This window comes from Streptomyces sp. x-80 (assembly GCF_046549095.1).
Taxonomy (GTDB): Bacteria; Actinomycetota; Actinomycetes; order Streptomycetales; family Streptomycetaceae; genus Streptomyces; species Streptomyces celluloflavus.
In genome coordinates this window covers 1-2,985 of sequence record NZ_JAJPWM010000060.1, presented here as the reverse complement: position 1 = coordinate 2,985, position 2,985 = coordinate 1, and the positions used below count along the sequence as shown (strand labels likewise).

Below are 2,985 nucleotides of genomic sequence, written 5' to 3'. Positions count from 1 at the left end.
TTCAAACGCCTCGCAGTCCGATGGGAACGCCGCACCGAACTTCACGACGCCTTCGTCTCCCTCGCCTGCAGCCTCATCTGCTACCGCAGCCTCAAGAAGGCCCGATCATGATCGTGTTACGAGCTCTATGCGACATAAAAAAAGCCTACAGACTTAAGACCACCTTTTCTGGCGCATCACACTAGCCGAGGAGGTCGTGCACGGCCGTGTGGCGCTGCTCGACCCGGGCAGCCAGCCGGCCCGCCTTGGAGGCGGGTGGGTGCAGGACGTGCCACAAATCGGCGACCTGGACCGCGTCGGGGGCGCGGGCGCCGTCGGCATAGGCGCCACCACGATCACGACAGATGATCTCCACGCCGGGGTACCCGGAGCTCCTTCAGCCGGATAAGGCGCACGTCAGCCCAACTTCTCTACAGCCACGTACGGTTGCCGGGATCGTTGTACCCGGTGGCCCACGAGCGCCAGCGCCGCCGAGATGAGCACCACGTTCTTGAGGATGTACTGCCCCTCCAGCGTGCCGACGCCGAGGCTTTTCCAGGTCTCCCCCGGGAAGAGCACCAGAGGCGCGAAGGTCCCCGCCATGTGGCCGAACAGGACGAGCACGATGGGCACGAGCAGTCGGCCGCTGATCAGCAGGAGGCCGATCACGACCTCCAGGCCGCCGGTCAGGGCGCGCGCCGCGTTCCCCTCGACTACGCCGAGGGTGAGTTTCTCAACGGTCTTCAGGACCAGCGGCTCGGCCGGGCTGAGCCCGGGTACGAGCTTCGGCCAGCCGAACCAGATGAACACCGCGCCGACGGAAACGCGCAGGGCAGTCATGCCGAATCGTGTACCGACGCTGTTCAGCACGTCTTTCGCTCGTCCGTAGAGGCGCTCGATCATCTGGGGTCCCTCACTCGGGTCACTGAAGTCTATTCACAGGGTTCTGCTCTGATCCGTGTAGCTGGGTCACGGCAACGTGACCCAGCTACACGACTAAGACGGTGTCCTACATGGTGAGCTTGAGTAGTCGCTTGTAGCAGCAGAGGGCGGCTGCCAGTCCGAGAAAGGCCAGGTAGTTGCCCGGCTGTCGCTCGTAACGGTGGTTGAGTCTGCGGTAGCCGGTCAGCCAGGACATGGTCCGCTCGATGACCCATCGGCGGCGCCCCAACCGTTCGCTGGACTCGATGCCTTTGCGGGCAATCCGGACTCCGATGTGTTTGCCCCATAACCATTTCCGCAGGTGAGGGACGTCGTACGCCTTGTCCGCGTGGAGACGTTGGGGCTTGGATTCCATCGCGTGGACTTCGTGTCCCATGTGGAAATGGGACAGCATCGGCTTCAGCGCCTGGCTGTCGTGGGTGTTGGCCGCGGAAAGTCCGACGCGTAGGGGCAGTCCGTCCGCGTCGGACAGGACATGCATCTTGGAACCGGGCTTACCTCGGTCCACGGGGCTCGGACCTGCAAGTTCGCCCCCTTTTTAGCGCGGACATGGGCGGAGTCCAAGACCGCGCGAGACAGATCGACCAACCCTTGTTCGTCCAGGAGTTGCCACACCTTCTGGTGCAGCCGGCCCCAGACACCGGCCCGCGACCAGATGACGAACCGACGGTGCACGGTCGATTTCGACGCTCCGAAGCACGGCGGCAAGGCCCGCCAGGCACAGCCGCTGACCAGCACGTAGATGATCGCGGCGAACACCGCCTCATCGTCGATGTTCACGACTCCGCCACCCTGCGGCCTCACGCGGGCCGGTGGCAACAAGGGCTTGGCGATCTCCCACAGCCCGTCCGGAACGATCCAGCCCCACCCAACGCTCCCCATGCGTTTCTCAACGACCAACCACCATGTAGGACACCGTCTAAGGTGAGACGAGATCCAGCCGGGTCCAGGCGGTCCTGCTCGCCCATGAGACAGGGCTGGCCGACCCCACTCCGCCCATCAGACCGTCAAACGCCCCGGGCCAGAAGAACCGCCCGGCGTAGCTGCCACAACACCGCGTACGCCATCACCAGCGGAATCCCGGTGTTGATCCCCGCGAGCGCCATCTCTGCCGTGTACCACCACAACAGGGCTGCTCCGGTGGGGAATTCACCGTTCAGGGGGCGCGGCGGAGAGAGCAACGTCATAATGGCAGGCACCACTACTGCTCCGGCGAGGATGACCTGCGCCGCGATCCGCGCACGCACCGCGAGTCCAACTGGTGCGACTGTCTCCGGCGCGCGACGGCACCAGCTCACCAGGAACCAGCCGATCCAGAGCAGCCCCAGGATAGTGCTGCCGTCCTGTACCAGCTGCTCGTAGCCGCCGAGGTCGACGATCTGGCCGTGGGTGAGGTCGTCCCACAGGACGTGGGTGGCGGCGCCGAGCGCCACCGCGAGCAGCGCGTAGCCGACATCGGACCAGGACCTCCAGCGGAAGCCCGCAGCTGGGGCCGCGAGCCGTGCCCGCAGTCGCTCGGGCGCGAGATCGAGCAGGGGCTGTTTCAGCAGGCCGTGGAAGAGGACCAGAAGCAGCATCCCGAGGGTCAGGTCGACGGTGACGATGCCTCGCCACTCATGGCTGGCCAGACTCGCGCCGGGAAGCGGCAGCAGTCCCGCCCAGTCGGGTGCCATCGCGCCGACGACGAGAGCGGACGGCATCAGCCTGCCCTGGCAGAACGGGATCACTGCGGCCGGGTGGGCCAGGGTGTAGGGCATGGTTCTGCTCCGGGGCCAGGGAAAAGGGGGCTCTTCCAGTTTTGGGACGCCCCTGGCTCACCGACCGGGGCGTCACCAACACCCTTCCTTGCGCGAGAAACCGCACCAGCACCCTGAAAGTAAACATTCACACGCCGGATGGCTCAACTTGACTCTGTTGGGGTCTGTACAGTCAACGGATCTGTTCCGTAGTCGGTGGTGACGCTGCGTTCTGCTCATTGGAGGAGAATGCGGTGGCGGAGGAGGTCGAATCCGGCACGGCCGTGCATCCGCCTCATGATCCTCTTGGTGCGGGTGTTGACGCCCT

4 protein-coding genes are annotated in these 2,985 nt (G+C 65.2%); all 4 read right to left on the bottom strand.

The annotated features are described in order from the left end of the window. Positions 1-181: 181 nt before the first annotated feature. The 4 genes from ACLJWH_RS41855 to ACLJWH_RS41840 all read right to left on the bottom strand — a co-directional run bounded on the left by ACLJWH_RS41855 (position 182) and on the right by ACLJWH_RS41840 (position 2,678). The gene (locus ACLJWH_RS41855; protein ID WP_411147055.1) at positions 182-355 is read right to left on the bottom strand and encodes a hypothetical protein; all 174 of its coding nucleotides are present in this window, start codon (positions 353-355) and stop codon (positions 182-184) included. A gap of 41 nt (positions 356-396) precedes the next feature. Continuing rightward, positions 397-882 (bottom strand): hypothetical protein, encoded by a 486-nt coding sequence (locus ACLJWH_RS41850; protein WP_411147054.1) that lies wholly within the window; start codon positions 880-882, stop codon positions 397-399. Positions 883-988: 106 nt separating this feature from the next. Then, positions 989-1,803, bottom strand: a protein-coding gene (locus ACLJWH_RS41845; protein WP_411147053.1) for an IS5 family transposase whose coding sequence is annotated in 2 segments (ribosomal slippage) — positions 989-1,461 and positions 1,461-1,803 — 816 coding nt in all. Because the reading frame shifts where the segments join, the coding sequence is not laid out codon by codon here. A 125-nt stretch (positions 1,804-1,928) separates the two neighbouring features. Beyond that, positions 1,929-2,678 (bottom strand): DUF4184 family protein, encoded by a 750-nt coding sequence (locus ACLJWH_RS41840; RefSeq protein ID WP_411147052.1) that lies wholly within the window; start codon positions 2,676-2,678, stop codon positions 1,929-1,931. Positions 2,679-2,985: the final 307 nt, after the last annotated feature.

Bases quoted from the DNA above. Each gene is read 5' to 3' on its own strand.
- ACLJWH_RS41850 (WP_411147054.1), bottom strand. From the start codon at position 882: ATGATCGAGCGCCTCTACGGACGAGCGAAAGACGTGCTGAACAGCGTC.
- ACLJWH_RS41840 (WP_411147052.1), bottom strand. From the start codon at position 2,678: ATGCCCTACACCCTGGCCCACCCGGCCGCAGTGATCCCGTTCTGCCAG.